The organism is Flavobacterium sp. FlaQc-52 (assembly GCF_044007495.1).
GTDB lineage: Bacteria > Bacteroidota > Bacteroidia > Flavobacteriales > Flavobacteriaceae > Flavobacterium > Flavobacterium cupriresistens.
Genome location: NZ_JBIPCV010000001.1, coordinates 338,824 through 362,253, shown reverse-complemented (window position 1 = coordinate 362,253; position 23,430 = coordinate 338,824). Strand labels below are relative to the sequence as shown.

The 23,430-nt window shown below is 36.9% G+C and carries 27 protein-coding genes; 16 read left to right on the top strand and 11 right to left on the bottom strand.

The features are described 5' to 3' along the window. Positions 1–23: 23 nt before the first annotated feature. Positions 24–320: a hypothetical protein gene (locus ACHRV5_RS01605; RefSeq protein WP_395425516.1), complete on the bottom strand. Its 297-nt coding sequence runs from the start codon at positions 318–320 to the stop codon at positions 24–26. A gap of 445 nt (positions 321–765) precedes the next feature. Here ACHRV5_RS01605 and ACHRV5_RS01600 point away from each other — a divergent pair, with 445 nt between their 5' ends. The 8 genes from ACHRV5_RS01600 to ACHRV5_RS01565 all read left to right on the top strand — a co-directional run bounded on the left by ACHRV5_RS01600 (position 766) and on the right by ACHRV5_RS01565 (position 7,286). Continuing rightward, positions 766–1,200 (top strand): hypothetical protein, encoded by a 435-nt coding sequence (locus tag ACHRV5_RS01600; RefSeq protein ID WP_395425515.1) that lies wholly within the window; start codon positions 766–768, stop codon positions 1,198–1,200. Between the two features lie 71 nt (positions 1,201–1,271). Beyond that, complete coding sequence (locus ACHRV5_RS01595; RefSeq protein ID WP_395425514.1) at positions 1,272–1,688, top strand: hypothetical protein; 417 nt, start codon at positions 1,272–1,274, stop codon at positions 1,686–1,688. Positions 1,689–2,005: 317 nt separating this feature from the next. Beyond that, positions 2,006–2,929: a hypothetical protein gene (locus ACHRV5_RS01590; protein WP_395425513.1), complete on the top strand. Its 924-nt coding sequence runs from the start codon at positions 2,006–2,008 to the stop codon at positions 2,927–2,929. A 4-nt stretch (positions 2,930–2,933) separates the two neighbouring features. After that, positions 2,934–4,913 (top strand): TonB-dependent receptor plug domain-containing protein, encoded by a 1,980-nt coding sequence (locus tag ACHRV5_RS01585; protein WP_395425512.1) that lies wholly within the window; start codon positions 2,934–2,936, stop codon positions 4,911–4,913. A gap of 5 nt (positions 4,914–4,918) precedes the next feature. After that, the gene (locus tag ACHRV5_RS01580) at positions 4,919–5,281 is read left to right on the top strand and encodes a hypothetical protein (RefSeq protein ID WP_395425511.1); all 363 of its coding nucleotides are present in this window, start codon (positions 4,919–4,921) and stop codon (positions 5,279–5,281) included. A gap of 58 nt (positions 5,282–5,339) precedes the next feature. Continuing rightward, positions 5,340–5,561 (top strand): hypothetical protein, encoded by a 222-nt coding sequence (locus ACHRV5_RS01575; RefSeq protein ID WP_395425510.1) that lies wholly within the window; start codon positions 5,340–5,342, stop codon positions 5,559–5,561. Then, positions 5,558–6,205 (top strand): MbnP family protein, encoded by a 648-nt coding sequence (locus tag ACHRV5_RS01570; RefSeq protein WP_395425509.1) that lies wholly within the window; start codon positions 5,558–5,560, stop codon positions 6,203–6,205. The genes ACHRV5_RS01575 and ACHRV5_RS01570 overlap by 4 nt, the downstream gene beginning before the upstream one ends. Positions 6,206–6,269: 64 nt before the next feature. Next, entirely contained in the window at positions 6,270–7,286 is a 1,017-nt protein-coding gene (locus ACHRV5_RS01565) for a cytochrome-c peroxidase (protein WP_395425508.1), read from the top strand. A gap of 861 nt (positions 7,287–8,147) precedes the next feature. Here ACHRV5_RS01565 and ACHRV5_RS01560 read toward each other — a convergent pair. The 9 genes from ACHRV5_RS01560 to ACHRV5_RS01520 all read right to left on the bottom strand — a co-directional run bounded on the left by ACHRV5_RS01560 (position 8,148) and on the right by ACHRV5_RS01520 (position 16,315). Continuing rightward, complete coding sequence (locus ACHRV5_RS01560) at positions 8,148–9,056, bottom strand: GTP pyrophosphokinase family protein (protein ID WP_395425507.1); 909 nt, start codon at positions 9,054–9,056, stop codon at positions 8,148–8,150. A 50-nt stretch (positions 9,057–9,106) separates the two neighbouring features. After that, a complete protein-coding gene (locus ACHRV5_RS01555; RefSeq protein ID WP_395425506.1) occupies positions 9,107–9,439 on the bottom strand; it encodes a YegP family protein in 333 nt (110 codons plus the stop codon). Positions 9,440–9,867: 428 nt separating this feature from the next. Continuing rightward, the gene (locus tag ACHRV5_RS01550) at positions 9,868–10,230 is read right to left on the bottom strand and encodes a hypothetical protein (protein WP_395425505.1); all 363 of its coding nucleotides are present in this window, start codon (positions 10,228–10,230) and stop codon (positions 9,868–9,870) included. Between the two features lie 33 nt (positions 10,231–10,263). Beyond that, the gene (locus ACHRV5_RS01545) at positions 10,264–11,244 is read right to left on the bottom strand and encodes a putative phage abortive infection protein (protein ID WP_395425504.1); all 981 of its coding nucleotides are present in this window, start codon (positions 11,242–11,244) and stop codon (positions 10,264–10,266) included. Positions 11,245–11,543: 299 nt separating this feature from the next. Next, positions 11,544–12,650 (bottom strand): hypothetical protein, encoded by a 1,107-nt coding sequence (locus tag ACHRV5_RS01540; protein WP_395425503.1) that lies wholly within the window; start codon positions 12,648–12,650, stop codon positions 11,544–11,546. Between the two features lie 184 nt (positions 12,651–12,834). Continuing rightward, the gene (locus ACHRV5_RS01535) at positions 12,835–14,745 is read right to left on the bottom strand and encodes an ATP-binding protein (protein ID WP_395425502.1); all 1,911 of its coding nucleotides are present in this window, start codon (positions 14,743–14,745) and stop codon (positions 12,835–12,837) included. A gap of 161 nt (positions 14,746–14,906) precedes the next feature. After that, complete coding sequence (locus tag ACHRV5_RS01530; RefSeq protein WP_395425501.1) at positions 14,907–15,470, bottom strand: hypothetical protein; 564 nt, start codon at positions 15,468–15,470, stop codon at positions 14,907–14,909. A 168-nt stretch (positions 15,471–15,638) separates the two neighbouring features. After that, positions 15,639–15,944, bottom strand: a complete 306-nt coding sequence (locus tag ACHRV5_RS01525; protein ID WP_395425500.1) for a hypothetical protein — start codon at positions 15,942–15,944, stop codon at positions 15,639–15,641. A 23-nt stretch (positions 15,945–15,967) separates the two neighbouring features. After that, a complete protein-coding gene (locus ACHRV5_RS01520) occupies positions 15,968–16,315 on the bottom strand; it encodes a DUF4160 domain-containing protein (protein WP_395425499.1) in 348 nt (115 codons plus the stop codon). A gap of 679 nt (positions 16,316–16,994) precedes the next feature. Here ACHRV5_RS01520 and ACHRV5_RS01515 point away from each other — a divergent pair. The 8 genes from ACHRV5_RS01515 to ACHRV5_RS01480 all read left to right on the top strand — a co-directional run bounded on the left by ACHRV5_RS01515 (position 16,995) and on the right by ACHRV5_RS01480 (position 22,630). Further along, positions 16,995–17,393 carry a single-stranded DNA-binding protein gene (locus tag ACHRV5_RS01515; protein WP_395425498.1) on the top strand — a complete coding sequence of 133 codons (399 nt, stop codon included), beginning with the start codon at positions 16,995–16,997 and terminating at the stop codon, positions 17,391–17,393. Between the two features lie 56 nt (positions 17,394–17,449). Continuing rightward, a complete protein-coding gene (locus tag ACHRV5_RS01510; protein WP_395425497.1) occupies positions 17,450–18,523 on the top strand; it encodes a DUF932 domain-containing protein in 1,074 nt (357 codons plus the stop codon). Between the two features lie 119 nt (positions 18,524–18,642). Continuing rightward, a complete protein-coding gene (locus tag ACHRV5_RS01505; RefSeq protein ID WP_395425496.1) occupies positions 18,643–19,017 on the top strand; it encodes a hypothetical protein in 375 nt (124 codons plus the stop codon). Then, positions 19,001–19,681 carry a PRTRC system protein E gene (locus tag ACHRV5_RS01500; protein ID WP_395425495.1) on the top strand — a complete coding sequence of 227 codons (681 nt, stop codon included), beginning with the start codon at positions 19,001–19,003 and terminating at the stop codon, positions 19,679–19,681. Before ACHRV5_RS01505 ends, ACHRV5_RS01500 begins: the two co-directional genes overlap by 17 nt. 18 nt (positions 19,682–19,699) lie before the next feature. Then, positions 19,700–19,918 (top strand): PRTRC system protein C, encoded by a 219-nt coding sequence (locus ACHRV5_RS01495; RefSeq protein ID WP_395425494.1) that lies wholly within the window; start codon positions 19,700–19,702, stop codon positions 19,916–19,918. A gap of 15 nt (positions 19,919–19,933) precedes the next feature. Next, the gene (locus ACHRV5_RS01490; protein ID WP_395425493.1) at positions 19,934–21,109 is read left to right on the top strand and encodes a hypothetical protein; all 1,176 of its coding nucleotides are present in this window, start codon (positions 19,934–19,936) and stop codon (positions 21,107–21,109) included. Further along, positions 21,102–21,830 carry a PRTRC system protein B gene (locus tag ACHRV5_RS01485; protein WP_395425492.1) on the top strand — a complete coding sequence of 243 codons (729 nt, stop codon included), beginning with the start codon at positions 21,102–21,104 and terminating at the stop codon, positions 21,828–21,830. Before ACHRV5_RS01490 ends, ACHRV5_RS01485 begins: the two co-directional genes overlap by 8 nt. Beyond that, entirely contained in the window at positions 21,827–22,630 is an 804-nt protein-coding gene (locus ACHRV5_RS01480; protein WP_395425491.1) for a PRTRC system ThiF family protein, read from the top strand. Before ACHRV5_RS01485 ends, ACHRV5_RS01480 begins: the two co-directional genes overlap by 4 nt. Positions 22,631–22,862: 232 nt before the next feature. On the opposite strand, the gene ACHRV5_RS01475 is transcribed toward ACHRV5_RS01480, so the two are convergent. Continuing rightward, positions 22,863–23,420, bottom strand: coding sequence for a hypothetical protein (locus tag ACHRV5_RS01475; protein WP_395425490.1), 558 nt, complete (start codon positions 23,418–23,420; stop codon positions 22,863–22,865). Positions 23,421–23,430: the final 10 nt, after the last annotated feature.

Below are 23,430 nucleotides of genomic sequence, written 5' to 3'. Positions count from 1 at the left end.
GTTTTTAAGCCAGTAAAAAACGATTAACAGTTTCTGGGCGGCTGCCAGATAGAGGAAAGGGAAATAGATGAATAGGAGAAAGAATACGTATCTAAATTTTGTTTTTTATACGTAAAATTCACTTTTTGTATTGTTTTGTATTCTTGTATTAAAGGATAAAATACAATAGAACTTATATTGGTGTGTGATTTAAAAGGCAGTTTCATATCCTTATCATAATCATCATCATACACATCTGGTCCCTGATAGTGAATGCATAGAAACTCAAGAATAGTTAAGCCAGGGTTTTGTTCTTTATGTTCCACATAATGTTCTACCATTATAGGTAGTTTTATGAGTTCGCTCAACTGAGTTATAGACAGTAGATAAACAGATAAAAATAATATGGACAGGTGTTTTTTCACAATTCAAAGATAACTAATATTCTTATGATATTTTGAGGTAACTGGTTGTTTAGAAATGTTGTAAATAGTTAAGTCTTGCCAAAATACTTTTAAGTTTTACCTGCACAAAGATAAAAGGCTGTTTAAAAACAAAGAGCGATGAAGCTATTACTGGAAGTTTATTCCTACTCACTAGAATGGTTCTAAATGTTAAATTTGATTGTTTTTTTACTTCAATTCACACTAAATTAGCCATTGCATAAAAACAACTGTTAAAAAAATGTCTTATTTTTATTTATCAGCTGTTAATAGGATTACATGTCCAATTGTAGAGCATTACCAATAAACTTATCCTGTAGTAATTTAATTAGAAATATTATCCATGTATACTATAAATACGCAGCTGGCTTATTTTAAATACAACTTAGATTCTAAAAAGTTAATTGTAAATATTAAATGGTTTAAACTTGATAAGTTTAGCAATTTAAATTTACAAGCGCTTTCTTTTAACAAATCAGACCTTGAACTTTTTAAGAGTTTTATAGCTAAGAATCAACCTAACTTTCCTGGTTCTTATTTTGTTGAAGAAACCAGAAAAGAAGGATTTGATATGCTGATCAATAATGAATTATCTCAAAGTGCATTGCCCTATTATCTTATTTTATCCAAAAATCCAAAGTTGAATTTGGGTAATTCGATTTATCAGGCTGAAATGATAATCTTGATGAATGAAAATTATGAATCAACTATTGACTACACACTAGATTTTAATATTATCGGCAAAATTGAAATTTATAAAGAGTTAAAAATAAAATAAAGCCTTGTAAATGAGTATAGAATGTTTTTTTGTTTAATAAAACAAAAGGTTTTATTAAAATAAATGTAAAAATGACGTATTTTTGCGCCAATAAACAAGTAAATGAGCAATTGAAAAGGTTAATTATTATAGCACTTTCCATTTTAATTTTATCGCCATCATTTGGCAGCATGTTCGTTTATGCTTCATTCAAACTCAATCAGAAAGAAATAGCCAAAACTATTTGTGTACAGCGCAAATTGGTATTCAATAGCTGTAATGGTCGATGTGAACTTCAAAAAAGCATCAAAAAATATTCTGATAACCAAAGAAAAATGCAGGACAGCCTAAAAGATAAATTAGAGCTTGTTTATGTTCAAAGCACTGCTGAAATCAGCTTTGATATTGTTGCTGCTATTGAATCAAAACAAAACACTTCTGCTTTATTTGAAAAGAAACCTTTAAGAGCTTCTAATCTTACTTTTCACCCTCCGCTCTGGTTGGTATAGATCAATATTTCAGTTTTAGTTGTTTTAAAAAATTTGATGTCATTGTAAATATTCAATGATACATAAAAAGTGTGCTGTATTTTCATATTATTATAAATGTGAATTTATTACAGAAAATGAGGTTATAAAAACTTTATTATTTCTATTCACCCTTTCTTTTTTACAACAGAAACTGTTGATCGTCTTCAATAATTGAAAATCTGCTTTGATTTAGTATTTCAATTAAAAACATCCATTTTAATCTCACGGCACTTTGGCTTTCAAAATCTGATCGCTTTCTGGTGCATTTTAAACCGTTTTTCAAACATTTATTATCAATGAAATCTTTTAAATTTTTAGTCATTGCAGTCTTTTGTGTGATTACTTCCTGCACCATCGACAAAACCGATTACCAGGCTGAAACAGGCTCTGAAGTCCCGGAATATTACGAGTTTAAAGAAGCTGTTTCCTTTACCAGCGGTACTTATAAAATAAGCATTGAAGCTTTAAACGGAACATTTTATAAAGGGTATAACGAACTTCATTTAAAAATTACAAATACGCAGACCAATCAGAGTGTAAGTTCCTCAGAGGTAACTTTTTTACCCATTTTGAGCGCTGCTGATGGAAGTAAAACATCTTGTCCGCACGATTTCACACTTCAATATGATGCGGCTAACAAATATTTCGCCGGCTATGCTGTATTTACAAGTGAAAGCGCTGCAGCAAACAGCTGGAAATTATATGTGGGTTTTACAGCTGACAATCAAAAATATGACATTAGTAAAGATATTTCGGTTGAAAAGCAAAGCAACAAAAATTTGAATATGACAGCCTTTACCGGAAAGGATGACCAGCAATATATTATTGCACTTCTTTCCCCTCAAAAACCGACAGTCTCCGAAAATAAGTTAGTTGCCGGTATTTACAAATACAATACACCAACTGCTCCTGCAGGCGTTTTTCCGGATCCTTCCCAGTACTCTTATTCACAGGTGAGCGGTTATACTTTAAAATTAGACCCAAGAATGCCAGAGCCTTCAATGGGAAATCATTCTTCGCCGAATAATCAGGATCTCACACAGCAAAATGATGGTTTGTATCACGGCGTGGTCAATTATACAATGACAGGAAACTGGACCTTGAATTTAATTATGATGAATCAAAATGGGCTGATCATAAAAGGAACCGTTGTTCCAACAGATTTTACACCCGGAGTTGAAGGAGTGAAAAGTGAACTTTATATTGATACATTATTCTAAGAGCATGAGATATTTAAAAATGTTATTTTTTTTGGGAATGTCTGTAACTGCCCAAAATACACATGTACATCACGACACTATAAAAAACTTAGAAGAAGTGCAGGTAAAAAATGCCGCTAAAAAGAAAATCGAAACCGAAATGAAAATGGCAGTTTCTGTTGATGAATTTTTGTCGTCATCAGATAATATCAGCTTTATCAAACGCGGCGCTTATGCATGGGAACCGCTGCTAAATAATATGAGTACCGAACGTTCTACCGTTACCATTGACGGGATGCACATTTTTGGGGCTTGTACCGATAAAATGGACCCGGTAACCTCTTATGTGGAGAGCAATAATCTTTCGACTATTGATATAAAATCAGGGCAGCAGGGAAGCCTTCACGGTGCAACTGTTGCGGGAAGCATTGATTTAAAAAGAAAAAGCACACCGTTTGGTCTGGAAAAAAAATGGAACGGAGCCTATCAAAGCGGGTTTGAGTTTAATAACAAACAGTTTTTCAATCTGGGAAATGTGGCGTATTCAGGTGAAAAATTTGTAGCCGAGGGGAGTATTTCCTACCGAAAAGCAGACGATTATTATGATGGAAACAACGAGGAAGTAAAACACTCGCAATATAAAAAATTCAACACTTCATTGGGTTTTGCCTATAAAACGACTGATTTATCAGCTGTAAGAGTGGATGCAATTTTTGATATGGCAAAAGATGTTGGTTATCCGGCACTGCCAATGGATTTATCGCTTTCAAGAGCACTTATTACATCGGCTTCTTATAAGCAGTTATTTGAAGAAGGAGTAGTAAAAGTGGTCGATACAAAAGTTTATTTTAATGCCATTGAACATTATATGGATGATACTACACGTCCTGAAAATCTGGTTCACATGGACATGCCGGGCTGGAGCACCACTTATGGACTGGTTTCTAAAGCCAACTTGAAAAAGAACCGTTATTCATCTGAAATACAGTTAAATGCTTATGATAATCTCTCTATTGCTGAAATGAGAATGTATCCGCAGGATAGAAGCAAAAGAACCATGTTTGCCTACAGCTGGCCTTGGGTAACAACTCGTTACGCAGGACTTTCGATGAATAATTCTTGGGATCTTTCAGAGAAAAGCCAGGTAAATTTGGGCGGTTCTTTGGGGGTAAATTACAATTATTCCAAATATGTAGAGTTCAACTGGATTTTCCATCCCGGGGCGCCGCAGGAAAAAACAAGGTTTTTACCGAGCCTTCACGCAGGTTATACTTTGGATATTGATCATTTTAATTTCTCTGTTGGAACAGGTTACGGGCACAGGGCACCTTCGGTTTCTGAAGGGTACGGGTATTATATCTACAATAGTTTTGACCGTTACGATTATATCGGGAATCCTGATCTGAAAAATGAAATTTCGTATGAAGCAAATGCCAGTGCAGGATTTAAAAACGAAAGGTTCAGCCTTCAGGGAAAAATCAATTACTTCTACATTGAGAATTATATCATTGGAAGGATTTTGAGCATGGGAAGCCCGATGAACTATCAGTCCGTTGGAGTGAAAGGCTATACGTCATTAGATTATGCCACACTTTTGAATATGTCTATGAATGTGAGTTACGATATTCTGGAGCATTTGCACTGGAATGGAACGCTTACTTATGCGCGCGGAATGGATGATCAGGGAGGGAATCTTCCTTTTATACGTCCTCTTAGTTATCAGACTTCGCTTCATTTTATGCACAAAAATTTCGGCATCCAGACTTCTGTAAATGGTGATTTTGAGCAGATCAATTACAGTCCGGAATACGGGGAAGACCTTACATCGGCTTATAAAATCTGGAATATTTCAGCCGATTATAATTTTAAAATCAATAAAGTGAGAACTGTTGTTCAGGTTGGTGCCGAGAATTTATTAAATGAATATTACAGCACTTATGCTGACTGGGGAAATATCCCAAGAATGGGACGCAATATTTTCACGTCTTTAAAATTGAATTTCTAATCAAAATGAGAAAAGTTTTTAGTATCACAATGACAATGCTCTTTCTGCTGGTTTCTTTCCAGCAGGCACTCATTATTGTGCACTTTAAACTCGATCAAAAAAATATAGAACAGGAGTTTTGCGTCAACAAAGCCATGCCGGAACTGCAATGCCATGGTAAATGCCACTTAAAAAAAGAATTAGAAAAATCAGATAACACGGATTTGGAACTGACTAGTATTGGCAAAAAAATAGACATGACTTTGATGTCGAATATTGATTTTAAAGTTCTTGTTCTAAAAGCCATAAATTCTAATAAAGAAATTTTTTATAAGGAATTTGGGCAACTAGAACCCTGTTTGGAAATTTTTGTTCCGCCGCCTGTTTAAAATGATCGTTACCCCGTCTGAACTAATAAGTAGAATAACAAAAATTAAATCAAAAGAAATGCAAAATTTAAAAAAATACCTTTTATTATCCATTGCCTCATTGGCATTCGTATCGTGTTCAAGTGATGATGATAATCCCGCAGCAAACAATGTAACGTTAGAATTCAACAATACTTTCAAGAATAACACTATTGTTCTGGGCAATGCAGCTTCAGCATCAGCAACAGCAAATACATCAGCTGCAGGGCAGGTGCATCATTTTTCAGAACCAAATATGTGATCAGCAACATCCGCCTGGTTAAGGATAACGGCGATGAAGTGCCGTACAATGTAAATGATCTGGATAAAGGAGCAACCGTAATCGATCAGGCCAAAACGGCGACACTTAGTTATGTTTTGAGCAATGTACCGTCTGCCACTTACAAGCAGATTAAATTTGGTTTGGGTATCAAACCAGAACAAAACACTTTAGATCAGGTAAGATTTCCTAATTTCTATGCTGCGGCCGGAGCTAACGATACAGAAATGATGTGGGAATGGGGAAGTGGCTACCGTTTTACAAAAGTGGAAGGGTTTTATGATGCTGATAATAAAGCCATGTCAATCCATACTGGAAGCACAGTGGAAGGAACTGCGCCAAACTACACCCAGGGTGTGAATGCGTACAGGGATATTACTTTGAACCTGACAACCAATGCAGTTGTGGGCAGCAAAGCGCCGAAAATTAAGATTAAAGCTGATTTTGATAAATTATTAAGCGGAAAAGCAAATACAATTACCTTGTCAACAGGAACAGGGATGAATGATAATGCAACGCCAAATATTCATACTGCTGCCCAAATGGTAAAGTTTGTGGATAATCTGGCAGGAAACGGATCAAGTGACATCTCAGGAATGTTTTCTGTAACAAGTGTAGAAAACTAAATTCATATTCCAGAACCGTCTGATTTTCAGAAGTCAGGCGGTTCTGTTTTTAAACTCATTTATAATGAAAAAAATAATCGGTATCTTATTACTTTCCTTTTTGTTTGTATCGTGCAGCAATGATGAATCTGATATGATTGCTGTTGATAATCCCGAAATTTCACTCAGTATTCCATCAGGATTTCCAGAGCTTAATGCTTTTGTAAGCCAAAACAGGCCCACTAAATACGGCGTGGAATTAGGAGGGAAACTATTTTCGGAAAAAAGGTTTAGTGCAGATAATACTATTTCCTGTTCTACTTGTCATATCCGGGCAAATGCTTTTACAGACCATAATGCCCAGGCTATCGGTATTGAAGGCAGAGTAGGGCTTCGTAATACGCCATCGCTTCAAAATCTGGCTTTTTTGAAATTTTACAATTGGGACGGAAGCAAACTGCAGCTCGAAACACAGCCTCTGGTTCCTATTATCACCCATGAAGAAATGGACTCTTCGATTTTGGAAGTGATCGGGAAAATCAAAGGTGATGCATCTTACAAAGATTTGTTTAAAAAAGCCTTTGGGGATGCCAATATCACGCCTGAGAGGATCTATAAAAGTATTGCACAATTTGAGTATACCTTAATTTCTGCCGGCAGCAAATACGATAAGGTAAAACAAAACTCGGCCTCTTTTACACAAAGTGAACGGCAGGGCTATCAAACCTTTGAGCAAAAATGTGCCAGCTGTCACGCAACGGAATTGTTTACCGATCAGAGTTTTAGAAATATTGGTTTTCCAATAAACACCAATACCAATGAAGCAGGGCGCGGCAGGGTTACCGGTATTGCTTCTGATTTTATGAGTTTTCGCGTTCCTACTTTAAGAAACATAGAACACACGGCCCCTTATGGAAGTTTTGGGCAGTTTGCTGATTTAAGGTCTGTTTTGGATTATTTTGATAATGGTGTTCTGGATGCCGATAACCTTGATCCGATTTTTAAAAATAACGGCAAGCGGATTCCGCTCACCGAAGAAGAAAAAAATAACCTTATTGCGTTTATGAAAACTTTAAGTGACAGTGCGTTCGTAGGGAATTAATATTTACGTATTGTTGTATAAAGCTACGCAAGCGTTCAAAGTGTTCACTAGTTTGAAATTGGTCACTTTCATCCTCATCGCTCTTGTGAATATCAATATCAGTTTGGGACCCCTTTAAAGGGGCATTCTCTATAAGGTCCTTTTCTATGTCCTTCCCCCTTATGTCTTTGGGGCCGCTTTGGGGTTCCTTATAAGGGTGCTGCGGGTCATAGGGGCTGGGTGTTTTTGGCTGCGCGTTTTGGGGCTTTGATTTGGTTTTGAGAATTACGGTCTTGATGATCGTAATTTTTTGTTGTATGGGAATTTGTCGTTTTACTTGCTGATCACTGATTTTTTTTGGTTTTATCTTATTTTTTAGGAGCTTTTTCCCGCTATCCGTTGCAATCTTTTGTGCCGAACCCCGGCACAAAAGGATTTCCACTGCTATCGGGGCTAGGGCTGCCGGAGCGCCCTATTTTGTTTTGGAGAAAGTAATTTGAACCCAATTGTTGTGTATCTAATTTACGGGCGGTGCAATAAATAAAGTATTTTTTCGTAAAATATTTTTCTGATTATGCTTTATAAAAAAGGAAACGACAACAAAAAAAACACTACTGTATTGATTAAAAGTTTTTTAAGCAAAATAAGGCGACACTTGTCTTTAACTGGCACTATTTAGACCCGTAAGGGACACATCTCGCACAAGTTTCTGCTCCATAATACAAAGATCTCCATTAAGGAGATCGCCTAAAAGCTAAGTTGTTCGAAATCAAATTATTTAGGGCAGTATTTTAAAAATTTTAAGGAGCTTACTCCTATACTTTATAGAAAACAGCTGCTAATTTAGCAGCTGTAGGGTATTCAAATATTATTTAAATTGATTTATTTTTGCTTATCCTTATCCTGCTGTGACTTGTTTATTCCCTCTTTATACTGTTCCAACAAGGATATGACCTTATCGACATATTGAGAGCTGTTTAGGCCACTAATGTCAATATTGCCAGCAATTAAAGTGTCTAACAAATTAATGTTTACGATATTATAATCATGTTCAACACGGGAGCTTAATTCTTTGTTTTTATAGTCTGAGTAATCGTAAATATCATTTGAATTTTTGAGCATTACCCTTCTGAAGGTTTCTGAATTCAAATCCATTTTTAAAATTTCCTCGTAGCTCAATTGTTTAACATTATTGAAGTGCTCTTCTACCTGTTGTTTTAAACTCTGCAACTTTTCATCAACTACTTCCAATAATGCCGAAACCCTTGATAAATCTCTTTTAATTATGTTGGGTATATTTTCTTCCCTTTTATAAAATAGGGCGTGTGATGTTTCTGCCCAGATATGTTCTGATACCGTTCTAATTTGAATTTCAATTTTTTTGCCCGCATGTCCTTCCCAATCTGGTGTTGATGCCCATTGCTCTTTAATTCCTAAGATTAAATGAATAGAGCTGTAGCCGAAACTATCAGGCTTCTGTTGAGTTTTGGAGGGATCGTTTAAAAGCTTAAACTCGTGACACAGTAACTCGACCACTTTCTCTTTGAACTCCGGAAATAGTAAAACTATCCGTAGCCCGACGATATCGTGGAAATCAGTAATGCTTTTTTTAAGATCAACCCTTTGCGCTTTTTCGATAATAGATTCCAGGGATTTAGTTCTCCCCAGAACATCGAAGGCAATCGGAATCTGATTTCTGGTTAGTAATTTTCCGACCGTACGCATGACTTCATTTAAGAAATCATCGTAATCACTTTTTATTTTGAGATATTCATTTGGGATGTCGATCATAAAAAAAACACAAGGATTAAAAGTATGAGTTATTAAAATTAACCACGCATTTATACAGTATAATCAATGATCCCGGCATCTGGCGCATTAACTTTTACAGAGGCAATTCCATTGTCTCTGGCCGAAGTGCTTTCATACATTTCACTGCTGCCCACAATCTGTCCGTTGGATGCTTTCAAATTAAAATAAGGTTTTCCGCTGCTGGATTCCTTTTTGTCAAACCTACTGTCGTCCTGCGAATTCATTCTTACGGATTCAATACCATTCGAACAGCCTGCTTTAGTGCTGTAGCCTTCACTTGTCAAAATCGTCTGTCCGTTACCGGCTTTTAGATTGAATTGAAATTCTCCGTTTGCTCGTTTTGTAATAACAAATGTTCCCATAAAATTGGTTTAATAACTGCTGAGTAGTTTAAGTACTGGATAAAAATACAAAAGATACCCTTACAAATAAGACTTATAAAAAATTAAAAATAATAAAGGTGATTCAGGGCGCCATTATCACAAAACAGGAGTAGTTTTCCGGTGTGATAATCGGATTATCTTTAAAACGATATTTAGTAAAGAAAGATACCTTTGGGAAAGTATAATTTTATTATTTTACCACTAGTGTTTGCCGCATAGGGGCTTTAATTTATAGGCGATTATTTTTTCAATTGTATTTAAGTAATCATTTGGCAGATCGGTAAACTGGACTATATTTAGATTTACTTTGCAATCTAGATTATTACTCCAATGAATTAATTGCAATCCTTGAGTGGAACCTTTGACATAATAACCCAGATGAATGGCTATTCTCCCTGCAATATTTGTTAACTGGTCTCTTTTCCGAATACCTCCACGTCTAATTCCCACATATAAGACATTACTATTAGCATTATTTTTTTGGGCGGGCACCTACGTAAGTTCGACTTTAATAGTTCACGGTTTTGATCCAGTAAGTTCTGTAAATTACTGCAGTGTTCAAGGGTTTCTACTTCAAACCAATATAGGCAGCTGCTTAATTTTTTATTAAGAGCTACAAACATAAGACTAAAATTTAAATCATTTCGGATGTCTGTTTCATAGTTGTTTACATGTGGAAGATCCTTAATATTAAAACTGTATGTTTCAGCTTTATTGATTACTTCCTGAGCTAGTGAGTCAAATTTTTCAATTAAAATAGTAATGTCCATTTATTATCTAACGATAGAGATTAATTTTCATTTTTAATTTAGGTCGTGAATGCTTTTAAGTTTGATACCTTCGATATTGTTGTGTTCTATATCAATTAGATCTTCTTGAAGTAAATTGTCAAGTATTTTATACTTGATCAGTGCTTTTTGGATCTTAGCAAAAAAAAGGGAATTGTAAAATAAAAGAAATAGTTCAGGTGTAGCCATTTGCGCTTGTACAAAGTTAGCATATCGTTGAAATTCTTTTTTTATTTCCTTTGTTTCACTCTCGGGTCTCTTATTTATTTTGTCTGTTTCGGTTTCTTCCAAAAATAAAAGAATATGGTACATATGTCTAAAATAATGACCTATTGCAAATTGAAATTTCTTAAAAAACAGTTTGTAACAAAAAAGAGCAAATTGAACAGGCTCAAGCGTTTTTGAATGTTCCCATTGAACTTTGCTAATCCCATAATATTGATTAGTGTACGTAGCTTTCCTTCTCTTGAGTAAATTTGCACCTTCTTCATCATCTATTGGAGCTCCACGTTGGTCAAGATAATCTTCCCAGTCCGAAAATGTCATATACGCATCTTGTTTTAGGGCGAATTTTATTCGGCTAAGTTCTATTTTAGCATTTACAAAAAATTCACGTCCTTTTACAGTCCGGTTTTCATATTCATTAAAATCCTTTAAATCAGAAATAGTTACATTAATATCGTTTGGAATTTGCTGTTGTGTTTTAAGTAAATTAAAGAAAGTGGTCTGAAAATTTTGATCTTTAAATTCTTCGCGTGTTTCAGATAATTCTTTTCTCTGCAGACTGAGCTCGGCTTGTTGCAGGCGTATCGAATAAATAATCACAGCAAGTGCTAATCCTGAAAAAAGCGAATTGATAAAACCGAATTTATTCCCAAAATCTGATTGTTTGTCCAGTGGGACCATCGTTTCTACATAAATCCATCCTAAGACCCAGAATAAGGTCACAGCGAGTAATATTGCAATAAATCTTAAGTTGTCGTTATCTACTTTCATTGAGTAATAAGTTTTGTTTAAGGTCTGTAAAAATTTGATGGAAGGTAATTAAGTGAATTTGTGATGTCAATTTATTAAAGCAATTTTTTCTTAAAGATGAAGTTCTGTTGACTTGCATTTTAAAAAATGATGGTCTGTAAAGCCCAAGTGTCGCAATTAATTGTTCCTTCATTTGAATTCAGTCTGTTTTTTTAACATTGCCGCCTACGTTTGGCGCTTGGTTGGGGACTAAAGATGCGAGATTTTTCGGTTAAACACAAATTTTCCAAATCTTGCCAAACGACTGTTAGTAATAGTGATTATATTTCCCCAGTTCCTCTATTTAATAGACGGTATTCTATTTTACCAAAAGATGTTCTGGAATATTTACTTTTTATTCCATTTATCAATTCGATTTCTCGTCCATCATGTATTGGACCTGAAGAATGAGATATGCCAATTGGATTATTAATTATTTCTTCTAACTCTAATGACGTTGGTTCTGTACAATGGAATGTTTTACTTAAAACTTTGCAAAATCCAGTTTTAGCAACTGTTTTAACTGGGAAAACATAATTGTAACCTTTGATCTGAGATAATTTTGAATAATCAATTCGTGTTGATGGAAATTTTAATCCATCGATTTTAGGGTTTTTACTTATATATTGTAAAAGTAGTTGAGGAATAATATATTCGGGTTTAAAGTTTGCAAATGGAAATTGTACTTTTATAGAACATGCTATTGTTAATGGGAAGAGAACAAAATAGCTTAGAATGTTCAAAATATTTTGATTTTCATTTCCTCCTTCTAATTTTTCAAGTAAATCTTCAATTTTTTCTATTTGAATAATCTTTAATTCCTTAGTGTTTATAAATCTTGAGAAAAATAAATCTCGCAATTTATGCTGACCAAACTCCTCCCAACAAGTATATGTACAATCTCCTAAATATAATGCAGGAAATCCAGGAACGCTATATCTATTAGTTGAGACAATATGTCTAAGCTCAAATTTGATATGAAATAAATCTTCCTTTTTAAACATTCTATTTTCATTTTTCCGAGCCCTATAAAAAGAAGTATTGATATCCAATGTATTTAAAGCATTTATGTCATGAAAAAAAATTTCATCCATAGTTCTATTAAAGGTTGAAGTTGCTTCAAGAATATTACCTTCATAATAATTATTAATCGTCTCTAAAAGACCACTTGAAAAACTTTCGATTTTAGAAATTATTACATTGGGTAGACCTCCTTCGAACGGAATTGTTTCGTCAACATTGGCAAGAAGTTCTTTTCTATAAAAAGCAATATATTCATCAAACTTTACTTTTAAAAAATCTGGAAAGTAATCACTTCCTGTTTGCAGAATTGGAATGCTGAAATTTTGTAAAATAATTTTGGCTCGTATATTTTCGTAATTACTCATTGAAGTTCTTTTGTTAAGAAGGTGTGTTGTGATTAATGCTAACGTTCTCGCGGCACAAGCAATTTGAAGTTAAATCAGCGTGTGATCTTTGAGCTTTAACAAATCTTTCAAATAGAAACAAATTTTTCCAGTAAGCCAATTCCCAAATTGCTTGTAGCGTGTATTTAGGCAGTGGCTTTTACACTTAAAATAATTCAACCTGTTCTTTCTCTCTCAAATATTCTTTGATACGAGTATCCTCTAAATAAGGTGCATTTTTTACTTTATCAAAAAGATTCAACAATCTGCTCTTTGCTCGTCTCATAACAGTATCATAATCTAAAGGTTGTATGATTACCGCGCCATCCATTTTGGTTGTTTTCTCAGCTTCAAATGGAACAAGTTCTGAACCAAGAACGAAACAATTCACTTTTGAATATTTTTTCAATAATCCTTTGTCTAAAAGTTCCTTTACATATTTCCATGACTGATTTACTTCCTCATTTCCTAACGGTACTCCTGGTCTTTTTAGTTCGACAATTGTTAATCGGTCGATTCCAACTTCTCCGCCTTCATCATCGTATTTAGGATAACTATACAAGCCTACCGAACTATCTTTAAGGATTGCGAAATCAGGACGTTTTGAACTTCCTTTTTGCTCAACTCCGAAAATAGTTTGTATAACTTTTGTCATTCCTTGATTGGAAGTAAAGTCAATTGTTTCATATTCTGGACCAAAAATCCAAAGTCCTCGGTGGAATAGTGGTTGTAAATCGTGAACTTCATCTGAATTATTATTAAGAACCCGGCTTTGAAGTTTTTCGATAAGATTCATTCTATATTCAACTTCATCAAGTACCAATTTTGCTAAATTGATATCCCATTTTTTCAGCACAGTGTTTAACCCTTCTAAATCTTCAATTGATGATGTAGAAAGTATTGAAAGTAAATCATATTTGGATTCAGTTCTTTCTAGTGTAGCTAATAGCTTCCCTAATTTTTCTAAATCGTTTTGTGAAATCGATGGGCATTCTTCCTGAACGTTTGTCATAAATGTCTCCCATTTCTCTCGACTTACCAATCCAATCTTCTTTAAAAGTGGTCTAGTAGATTCTTCAATTTCTTTGAATGTTTCTTCTCTATTTACTTTATTTAAATCTAACAAATAGTCTTTGATTCTTTCCTGAACTAGTGGAAAAATAATTTTATATTTCGGGTCAGTATGATAAAAGGTTGTCCAATCGGGTGAGACTGCATCTTCCAAGCAATCCGCTTTAATTATGAAAATATATCGTTTAGCAACCATTCTTCTACCATCTATTAAATGTTCGTTACTACTACCTTTCCAAGTACATTCTCCAACTAAACGATTTTTGACGTGCCAAGCTATACCGTGTTGTTGAGTTGACCTGTCAGTATCTTTGACGTCAATTATGGTAATTTGAATCTCTCCAATATTTTCAATTGGTATTTTTATTATATCAATATTATCTTCTGGAATGTCTAAAAATGTTATTTTTTCCCCATTTATTATTACTTCAAAATGTGGGTCAGTCATAAATCTCATGCCAATTTCGATTTTTATGCTTTCAAAATCAATATTTGGCTTTAGTGCATTCTTAACGTAGACTTCTGTTCCATGACCTTCTCTATCTTTTTCATCTAGCTTTCTAAATGCAAGTATGTTTGTGTTGTCGGGGAATACTTTATAGGTTACTTCCTTTTTATTTTTCCAAGTTCTAACCTGAAAAAATTCTCCAAATGCAAAGCCAGATAACCTTCCTTTACCATTTCTGCCAAATGTTGGTCGCTTACCAACCAAAAATTTATGGTCTAGAGGTATTTGGGCGTACGAGCCCTGTTCTCTATGTCTATTGTAAGCTAATGTTCTAAATCTGGTATTGAACTCACTTTCCGTCATTCCGTGACCATTATCGGTAATTGAAAAATTATCTCCATTATCAATTGGCCAAATAATTTCAACTTTAGTGGCTCCTGCATCCCACGAATTAGCAATTAGTTCAATAATTGCAATTTTTGAATCTGAAATTATTCCTTTTCCAACAAATGATTCTAAAAACCTATCGTCGAATAATGCAGTCTGTTTTTGGTTCATATTCTGTTTTTTTTAATCTTGTGCCTAACGTTCTCGTGGTACAAGAGGTTGGGGGAATAAATAGGGGAGATTTTTCCATTAAACACAAATTTTACAAGTACAAAACTATCTTTAAATTTAGCCTAAAAACCCCATTTTCTTGTAACGGCTGTTAACAGTAGTTACTTTTCTTCAAATTCATATATTTTTTTCCATTCTGCAATTTCTTTTATACAGTTTTCGTTTGAATCCATATCTTTCCAATAATCAGTTTTTTTCTTTTCAAATTCAGCCAACTGACGATGAGCATTTGAGCGCGAAGGTTTTGGGGGATATCTAAAGGTTAGTTTGTGCTCGTCCCTTTCCTTTTTTAATAAATCCAAAAACTTTAAGAAGTCTAATTTTGGTTTCCACAATTCATCCAAAAACTCTTGGTATTTGTCTTTTATCCGAGATTTTTCAAAAATTTCTTTCTCATCATTGGTCAGTTGATTAAATTCTGAAATGAATCTAATCAACAATGGTAAAATTTTCTTTTTTTGTTCATAGCAGAAATAATTATGGAATGGATTGGTTAGCCATTCGTCAAAATGGAACATTCTATGGTTAATTACAGAATGTGGACTAGATACGTCTTTGTTTGAACCTGCTACTTTGTTAAATTCCTCTTTTTGCTTTTCAAATAAAGTTACTTCATCAGTATATACTTTTAAGAGATTGTCATAATGTTGTAAAATTCTGCTCATCGTCATTTTTTATGTAATTACTGCTTACGTTCTGGTACTTCAGCGGTTAGGGACTAAATTAAGCCATTCTTAGAATTTGCCAAATCTTCCAAATACAAAACCAACTTTCCATTAAGCCAATTGCCCAAATATGTTGTAGGTGTTAGTGGTGGTTTTTATTCTGATTAATTACATTTCGTATTTCTTATATCTATCATCATTTTCTTCATCTTCGATATATCCAAATCCATCTTTTTTAATATCCTCTATTAATTTTTTTCTTTGTTCATTATATTTATCTAATTCTGTATCAAGTTCTTCATCTTGAATTCCTTTTCGTTTGATTTTACCGAGATATCCAAATTTTAGAGTACGCAATTGTCCAATAGATAATTCTCTTTTTAGTTCTGCATTATCGTCTAAAGCGGATTTGAATTTGTTCTCTTTTGCAACTTTCAAAGATTTAAGTAATTCTTTTTTATCTTGGTCTTTCATACTGTTGTTTGATTTAATTTCGGTTAATTTTGATATTTCTTCCAAATAATTTCCATTAAAATTTTCCCTTTTGGACTTTGGTGGAATGCTTTAATTTTTTTGATGTCTTTTGAACCAATTGTCCCTTTGTAAAATTCGCCTGTTTCTATTAGGAATTTAGCATCAATTTTTAAATCCTTTGATTTTACATGAAAATGAGGTGGATTATGGTCGTTGGGAAATATAATAACTTCGAGATGTTCAATCGTTTCAATTCGCTGTTTATCTACAATATTCGGATTTTCTAAAAGAAATTCAATGAAAGAATCATCATAGCTTAAGTAGGTGCGAAGTGTATGTGTTATTGCGCTAAGTATAATTTCATCTGACATATTTTGATTTTTAACGTTTTTGCTCTGGAAAATCACCACTAACTTAATCTACACCGGTCATAAAATGGTGCCAATACGACTTTTTATAGTTGGCTTTTTGCCATTAGTAAGATTTTTAAGCGAATATAAGAATAATATACGAAATCTTTTTAGCTGTGACGAAATAGCTGTCACTAAGTATTTTTAGCCCATGTCGTTCACAATACTTCATAGGTTCCGGAGTCAACGTTTAGAATTCACACTAGTGCTGGCTGCTTTTTTTCTTAATACTCTTTATCCATAGCATCACAATTGCTTCCCTTTTACTTTTTATCAAAAAACCTGTATGCTTTTGTTTTATTTCAGGAGCAAAGGTAGTCCGTGTCCTTGAGCAAAAGCAAGGCCGGGCCTTTCAGGTCTGGGAAAAAATCTCCACCCATCCGGGTTGTATTTTTTCCCAGAGCCTTGCTTTTGCCGGACACTTACCTTTTTATGCTCATGAAACAAAACATAGCATACTGCGGCTCTTTAGACGAATAAAAAAAAATGTCAGAAATGAGAATTGAAATATTGAAAACGGTACTAATGAAACAAAACAGCGCCTGCTCTCATTGCCGAATAAAATTTAAAAAAAAATAAAAAGTATAAAGTAAAAATGCGGGGCGGCAAAAAGAAAGTAACAATTTAAAAACTAGAAATCATGAACATTACAGGAAGAGTGACAAAAGATGCGAAAGTAAGCACATTGTCAGACAGCAGACAGGTCGTAAATTTTTCAGTAGCCATAAACGAGAGCTACAAAAACAAAAAGGGCGACAGGGTAGAGCAGACCACCTTTTTTGAGTGCGCCTACTGGATAAGCCCAAGGGTTGCCGAGTGGCTCACAAAAGGCACGGTGGTGGAACTTACAGGGATGGTAAGTGCAAGGGCGTGGACAGGAAATGACGGGGAACCGCGCGCGGGGCTGAATTTCAACACGTCCAATATCAAACTGCACGGGGGCGGGAAGAAGTCCGAAGGGGCACAGGCGGTGAAAACTGGACAGGGAGAAGACAAAAAGGTCACCGCAAAAGAGCCTGAGGACGACATCCCGTTTTGAGCAGGCAATAAAGGGTTCTAAACAATCTTAATTTCAAACTTTTAAAATCAAATATCATGGCACATAATATCAATTATAACAGTAATACAGGAAAATATTCTTTTTTCAGCGTAAAGGAAAAAGCATGGCACGGGCTCGGGCAGATCGTGGAGCAATACCCGACAAGCGCCGAAGCCATCAGGCATGCAGGGCTTGATTATGAGGTAGCTAAAAGCCCTTTATACACAAAAGCATCGGGCATTATCCAAACTGCGGGCGGTATTGAAATGGGCAGTACGGAACTGGCAGTACCTGACTGCTTTGCCACCATCCGCACCGACAGCAATGCCGTTTTAGGCGTTGTTGGGAAAGACTACCAAATCGTGCAGAACCGTGAAGCGTTCAGCTTTTTTGATGCCATTGTAGGCGGGGGCGACGGTATACTGTACGAAACGGCAGGGGCGCTCGGACAAGGCGAGCGTATTTTTATTACGGCAAAACTCCCTGACTATATTCGTGTTGGAAACGGGGATGATGTGACCGAAAAGTACATTTTCCTGACCACCTCCCACGATGGTAGCGGAAGCATCACAGCGGCTTTTACCCCAATCCGTATCGTATGTCAAAATACCCTTAACGCTTCGCTTAGAAATATGAGCAACGTTGTGCGCATCCGACATACTTCGGGGGCAAAACAGCGCCTTGACGATGCCCATAAAGTAATGGGACTGGCGGACAGGCTGAGCAGTCAGCTAGAAGACATTTTCAATGAGTGGGCTCAAGTGAAGGTAACAGACAAGGAAGTTAAAAAACTGATTCAGTTGGCACTATGTCCCAATACTGAAACACTCGCTTTAATTAAAAAAGGGGCTGAGGATGAAGTTTCAACCGTGTTTAAAAATACCGTAGAGGATGCTTTTGCGTACGCAATAACTAGCGAATCTCAGCAGATGGATACCACCAAAGGCACGCTTTTCGGGGCATACAATAGCGTGACGGGCTACTATCAGAATGTACGCAAATACAAAGACAATGAAGCCAAACTGCAGTCCATTGTAATGGGAGGCACAGCTCAGGGAAAAGCCCAAAAGGCATTTGAACTGTGCACGGCTTTTCAGGCAGATGGAGCAGAAATCCTAAACCTGAATTAGGAAGACAGATAAACCAAAGGCTGTTGCCGAACCGTGACAGCCTTTAAAATCAGGTTTTAGTGATGCGAGAGCAGGGTTGAACATTTGCACAATTGAAATAACACAATAAAGTAAGAATTATGGCAAAGAAGTATCCAAACCATTTTGAGTTTACGCTGTATCTCTATAATGAATTTGTCAGCAAACACCGTAGTACAGGCAAGGAAGCCCGTATGTATTGGCATATTTTGGACAAGTATATAGAAGTGGGGCTTTCAAAAAAAAGCCAGACAGCCGAAAAAAAATACGCCCAAAAGCTTACAGCCATCATAAGGGAAGCCGTCGGGGAATGGAACACCCATCTGCTTATCTTAAAAGGGGAAGAGGGAGAAAAGGAATATCAGGAAAATATGAAAAGCTACATCGAACGCCTCTACAAGTTAGGGCATGATGAGCAGAGCGTCATAGAGTCAATCATTAAAAAATTAAAATTAAATTATGGAAACGACAACTAATTTTTTCAATCAGATAGCGCAGTTGCAGATCATAGGCGATTTGCACATTACCATTGCCAAAGGGGCAGAGGACAGGCTTATCGTACTGGTTATGCTCCAAAACGAGACGTGCGGGGACAATGCCAAACACAGCATACCGCCATTAAACCTGCGGGGAACAGCCGAGGAACTCGACAGCGGTTTTTTTGAGAATATCACTACGCCCATGGAGTCGGCTTCGGGTCTTATGGTAGACATGGAAGGCTATATGAAACAGCTTGAAGACACCAAAAAGCACTCGGCTATGGAAAAAGAGAAAGACGACAAGCAGAAAAAAGAGCAGGAAGCCAAAGACAAAAAATTCAGCGATGCTATGGCAAAAGCCGACGAACTGGAAAAAGAGGGGAAATTTCGTGAGGCATGGATAAAAGTGCCCGAAATACACGAGTTTCCACTAAAGGCGGAAGAAATACGCAGACGAAAATCTGAATTATCAGCCCAATTTGCGCCCGATCTGTTCGGCAGTACAACAGAAACCGCAAAGACCGAACCACCCCGAGAGGCGCTTTTTCCCGAGTATGCTAATGATAGTAGTGATGCGCAGGAGCATGAAACGGACGAGGAAGAAACAGACGCAGAGGACATGGAAAACTGGGAAGAAGACCCCGAAGAGCAGGGTTATTAATTTTAAAATACGAAAATCATGTTAGTAGCAACACAATTACAGCGGGTTTTTATACTCAAAGACAAAGGGCAGGAAATCAGGCTTTCCGACCCCGAGCCAAGATGGAGCACCGAAGCGGTACTTAATTTTTATGCCCCGACCTATCCGATACTGACCACCGCCAAAATATCAGCCCCTGCCATCAGGGACGATGCGGTCGAGTACCGATTTGAAACGGTAATGGGAACAAAAGGCTAACCAAAATTTAAAGCCATGAATTATGCAACAGACAATCATATCGGGAACAGTGCAACTGCCCGAGCGAAAAAGACAAAAACAGCTTCACGCACAGCTCACAGGGTTTATGCATTGGATGCAGAGACCAAAAGATGCAGGCGAGGTACAGAAAGACAAACCAAGGTCAGTGCCTTCGGGGATGCTACCGATGGTTTTCTAAAGATTTCTTTTCTGCCCAGACTGCAAGAGAATAAAACGCTACAGGCTTGTCAGGATATTTCCAAAATGGAAAATGATTTTTATAGCTCTCTTGACAGTCTAGCTGAGCATTACCATATTGTGCCGATGCCGACCCGTTATTTTGAATATCCCTATAATATGGCATTGGCTCTATGGGATTTGGAAGAGAAACTGAAAAAAAGTGTGGGGAACTTTTCCGAACTGCGGTTATTGCAGGATAGCCACAGAACGTATCTGCTAAGCGAGGAAAAATACAGCACAGGCACAACGCTGTATTATATCCCCATAGAACCGATTTATCAAATGTTCAGAAAACCGAAGCACAAACAGAATGCTCACCTGCTTTTATCGGTCTGCTCGTATCTTTATCATAGTGCCGATGTACCGTATTTCAGACAGCAGGGCAGTTATCTGTACTGGCTCTATGAAATGCACAGGGAATGGACAGAACAGGATGAGGACAGGGAGGAAAACGAGATATATGTGCGGGAGTTCGATAAGGCAGAACTTATTGGGGACTGTATCGAAAAGAAGATTTTCAACCCCATAAATTTAGCCGTGTTTGAACATCGTTTAAAAGGTTTTAAAAGCAGTGATGCCTTTGATAAGCAGTGTTTGGATATAGGCAAAAAAGCTTTTGCCATATACACCAATTATCCCAACGAGAGCATTTTTCGAAATGCACCAACACGTGACGAGGAGCAAGACGAAGAAACGGAAAACGAGAGTATCGGTATGGAAAAGTACATTTCCTTTATTTCCGATACCAAAGGATGGCTGTATGAAAGCATAGAGGAGAGCATCAACAACGAGTTTAACGAGTACGGTGCAATGGACGAACCGACGATTTTAAAATGCTTTGATGGTAGTGAATTGACGGAGAACAGCCTTGATTTTGAAAGCCGTCTGTTTAACCTTTTGGACGATATGTGCACTTTACTGTATAACTATAAACAGAACGAAAATGAATAATGCAATGGATAGAACAGAGGATTTCGGGACGCTTTACCACCCGAAATCCGCCCTTGTTTTCTATGAAAGTAAAGGTTTAGATAAAGATATGTATGTAGAGCATTTCGATATGGATAAAAACGGTACGCCTATTAATCCGCACCCACTTACTGAGCGTGAAGCAGGAGTGCTCGCAAAAGCCCTTACGACTGAAAAGCAGAAGCAGTCTGCTTTTTTAAAACCCGTCGGGATTCTGCCAACAAATATACTGCATATCAATCCAAGCAGGGACAAAGGCGCTGTGATATGGTACACCAAATCACAAAAAAGACCGCTTTATTTTATAGAGGGTCTAGGGATTCCGAGCGGTCAGGGGTTTGTGCCTCCCATGGTCTGGCAGGCGAGCAAAAACAGCCTGCGGGTATTTGCCGTTTTAAGTAACAGCAGACCTACGGAAAAAACACCGCTGTACTATGCACCATTTTTTAACATTTATGAGGACGGCAGGGTATGTATGGGTTCAGTCAGTATCAATATTAAAAAATCTGCATCGGTGGAGGAATTTACATGGGCGTGGGAGGACTATTTTTTCAACAGCTATTTCAGTCATCTAATGGGAGAGAACAGCCCTGTAAAGGGCAATTGCGTCAGCCTGTGGAAAGATCTTACCGCAACAGGCAGGCCTTTTCCCATAACAGTATTGAAAAAGAATAACAAAATACTTAAAAATCTATTGTCATGAATACCGAGAAAATCAAAATGCATTTTACAGACCCGTATCTGATTAGCCCCACCAATCCCATTGCTGTTAACCTGATAGGGGCAGGCGGTACAGGCTCAAAGGTATTGACCGCCCTAATGGAAATGAACCATAGCCTTACAGCGCTCGGGCATGCAGGGCTCTCTGTGCGCCTGTGGGATGATGATATTATCACAAATGCCAACCTTGGCAGACAGCGTTTTGCACCAAGCGAGGTAGGATTGTACAAATCCGTGGCACTTATCAACAGAGCGAATCGTTTTACGGGTACAAACTGGAAAGCGGAAACCGTAAAATTTGAAAGGGATAATTTTGGAAAACTGCCGAGTAATGCAAAGGCATCTATTTATATCACGTGCACTGACAGCGTACGCTCCCGTTTTGATATTGCCGAAATATTAAAATACAGCAACGAAAGGCATCACAGGGACGACCCGAAATACTGGATGGATTTTGGCAACAGCCAGTATACTGGGCAGGTCATCCTGTCCACTATTGGGGAAATCCCACAGCCCAAGTCCGAAAAATTTGAAACTGTGGAGCACCTGCCTTTTGTGACAGAGGAATTTGGGGAGCTTTTACAGGAATCTGAAACGAAGGACGACACGCCGAGCTGTTCACTTGCCGAGGCACTAGAGAAACAGGATTTGTTTATTAATTCTGCTTTGGCGCAGATGGGATGCTCGCTATTGTGGAATTTGTTTCGTGAGGGCATGACAGCAAACAGGGGATTTTTCCTGAATTTAAAAGATTTCCGGTCACAGCCCATTTCAGTTGAATAAGCGCGAAATCGCGCGGCAAAAAGACACTCCTTCCTCTCGGGCGGAGCATCTTTTTGCGTTTAAAACGGTGGAGCGCATTTGCCAAAATGCAGTGCCCGCTATTTTACCAAACCCGCTGCGTTTTTTTTAAGGGATGCTTATCATCCCTTTTGCTGTTTTTGGGCGGGCTTCTTTTCTTTCCGAGGGCGGCCAAAGAAAAGAAGCAAAAGAAGACCGCCTTTTTTTATGGCTTTTATTTTAATTGTATAATCGGCGCTTTTTTCCAGCGGGAAAAGCCTTTGAAAAGATACGCTATGTTTTCAAACTCGATAAAGGCTATGAGTTCTTCTTTGCACTTTATTTTAAATCCCCTGAAATGCTGGAAATCCTTTAGCGGAATATTGGCCAGATCTCCAAAGGTTCTCACATCTAAAACACCGAACATGCTGTACATTCTTCTGCTGAAAGGAAATTGGCTGTCGTAAAGCAGTTTCTGCCGATCTTTTTCCTTTTTTTCTTTTCTGATCTGAGCAGGGCTGGGATTTGGATTTAATTCGCGCTTTAATGCCTGAAGTTTTTTCTGGTAATGTTCGATTTCACACATCAGTTCGGTTGCTGCTTTTACTTTACTTAAGGTTCTCTCGTAAAGCTCCTCCACATATTCGGATGTAACCCCGTATTGTTCTGCCGCCTTGGTCAGGGGCATCTTTTCAATGAGTAGTTTCTGAAGTAAATCATATTCCTTTTCAGAAAGTACCTGCTTGGACATTTCGATATAAAACCTGTTGGTGCGGTCAATAACATTATGCATAACAATACAA

Bases quoted from the DNA above. Each gene is read 5' to 3' on its own strand.
- ACHRV5_RS01605 (WP_395425516.1), bottom strand. From the start codon at position 320: ATGGTAGAACATTATGTGGAACATAAAGAACAAAACCCTGGCTTAACT.
- ACHRV5_RS01600 (WP_395425515.1), top strand. From the start codon at position 766: ATGTATACTATAAATACGCAGCTGGCTTATTTTAAATACAACTTAGAT.
- ACHRV5_RS01595 (WP_395425514.1), top strand. From the start codon at position 1,272: ATGACGTATTTTTGCGCCAATAAACAAGTAAATGAGCAATTGAAAAGG.
- ACHRV5_RS01590 (WP_395425513.1), top strand. From the start codon at position 2,006: ATGAAATCTTTTAAATTTTTAGTCATTGCAGTCTTTTGTGTGATTACT.
- ACHRV5_RS01585 (WP_395425512.1), top strand. From the start codon at position 2,934: ATGAGATATTTAAAAATGTTATTTTTTTTGGGAATGTCTGTAACTGCC.
- ACHRV5_RS01580 (WP_395425511.1), top strand. From the start codon at position 4,919: ATGAGAAAAGTTTTTAGTATCACAATGACAATGCTCTTTCTGCTGGTT.
- ACHRV5_RS01575 (WP_395425510.1), top strand. From the start codon at position 5,340: ATGCAAAATTTAAAAAAATACCTTTTATTATCCATTGCCTCATTGGCA.
- ACHRV5_RS01565 (WP_395425508.1), top strand. From the start codon at position 6,270: ATGAAAAAAATAATCGGTATCTTATTACTTTCCTTTTTGTTTGTATCG.
- ACHRV5_RS01560 (WP_395425507.1), bottom strand. From the start codon at position 9,056: ATGATCGACATCCCAAATGAATATCTCAAAATAAAAAGTGATTACGAT.
- ACHRV5_RS01555 (WP_395425506.1), bottom strand. From the start codon at position 9,439: ATGGGAACATTTGTTATTACAAAACGAGCAAACGGAGAATTTCAATTC.
- ACHRV5_RS01550 (WP_395425505.1), bottom strand. From the start codon at position 10,230: ATGGACATTACTATTTTAATTGAAAAATTTGACTCACTAGCTCAGGAA.
- ACHRV5_RS01545 (WP_395425504.1), bottom strand. From the start codon at position 11,244: ATGAAAGTAGATAACGACAACTTAAGATTTATTGCAATATTACTCGCT.
- ACHRV5_RS01540 (WP_395425503.1), bottom strand. From the start codon at position 12,650: ATGAGTAATTACGAAAATATACGAGCCAAAATTATTTTACAAAATTTC.
- ACHRV5_RS01535 (WP_395425502.1), bottom strand. From the start codon at position 14,745: ATGAACCAAAAACAGACTGCATTATTCGACGATAGGTTTTTAGAATCA.
- ACHRV5_RS01530 (WP_395425501.1), bottom strand. From the start codon at position 15,470: ATGAGCAGAATTTTACAACATTATGACAATCTCTTAAAAGTATATACT.
- ACHRV5_RS01525 (WP_395425500.1), bottom strand. From the start codon at position 15,944: ATGAAAGACCAAGATAAAAAAGAATTACTTAAATCTTTGAAAGTTGCA.
- ACHRV5_RS01520 (WP_395425499.1), bottom strand. From the start codon at position 16,315: ATGTCAGATGAAATTATACTTAGCGCAATAACACATACACTTCGCACC.
- ACHRV5_RS01515 (WP_395425498.1), top strand. From the start codon at position 16,995: ATGAACATTACAGGAAGAGTGACAAAAGATGCGAAAGTAAGCACATTG.
- ACHRV5_RS01510 (WP_395425497.1), top strand. From the start codon at position 17,450: ATGGCACATAATATCAATTATAACAGTAATACAGGAAAATATTCTTTT.
- ACHRV5_RS01505 (WP_395425496.1), top strand. From the start codon at position 18,643: ATGGCAAAGAAGTATCCAAACCATTTTGAGTTTACGCTGTATCTCTAT.
- ACHRV5_RS01500 (WP_395425495.1), top strand. From the start codon at position 19,001: ATGGAAACGACAACTAATTTTTTCAATCAGATAGCGCAGTTGCAGATC.
- ACHRV5_RS01495 (WP_395425494.1), top strand. From the start codon at position 19,700: ATGTTAGTAGCAACACAATTACAGCGGGTTTTTATACTCAAAGACAAA.
- ACHRV5_RS01490 (WP_395425493.1), top strand. From the start codon at position 19,934: ATGAATTATGCAACAGACAATCATATCGGGAACAGTGCAACTGCCCGA.
- ACHRV5_RS01485 (WP_395425492.1), top strand. From the start codon at position 21,102: ATGAATAATGCAATGGATAGAACAGAGGATTTCGGGACGCTTTACCAC.
- ACHRV5_RS01480 (WP_395425491.1), top strand. From the start codon at position 21,827: ATGAATACCGAGAAAATCAAAATGCATTTTACAGACCCGTATCTGATT.
- ACHRV5_RS01475 (WP_395425490.1), bottom strand. From the start codon at position 23,420: ATGCATAATGTTATTGACCGCACCAACAGGTTTTATATCGAAATGTCC.